The 425-nt window shown below is 28.9% G+C and carries 1 pseudogene; it reads right to left on the reverse strand.

The features are described from left to right. Positions 1–11: 11 nt before the first annotated feature. Positions 12–425 (reverse strand): annotated as a pseudogene (locus tag Q1A73_RS24490) (hypothetical protein); the annotation flags it as partial.

Here is a 425-nt window from a genome sequence, read left to right on the forward strand (position 1 = left end):
GAATTCCATAATTATAAATAGATTTTTACTTCTAAATTTTGTTCGATAGACTTTTTGAAGAAAGATTGTAGCTCATAGATGTCATTATTTATATCTTTCAATTTGTAGTCCTCCGTCGTCCAAAATTTTAATATTTTTTCTGAATTCACATTAGGAACAAACTCGTCTCTGTTAAGTATTCTGCGTACTCTTTCGATTTCTTTTTTTAGTTCAGATATTTTGTCAGATTGAAAGGTTTGTGATTCGTCTATCCATTTATTCGAATGGAGATCCAAATTCAATAGTATTGGAAATTCATTTTTGATATTTTTCGGTAAATGTCTAGAGCAATAAATAAGAAAGTTAGGAGCCATTTCAGACACAATTTCTTTCTTTTTGTTTAAAGCTTCCATCCATCTTCCCATAATTTTCGTTTTAATGACACA

The organism is uncultured Aquimarina sp. (assembly GCF_947492115.1).
Taxonomy (GTDB): domain Bacteria; phylum Bacteroidota; class Bacteroidia; order Flavobacteriales; family Flavobacteriaceae; genus Aquimarina.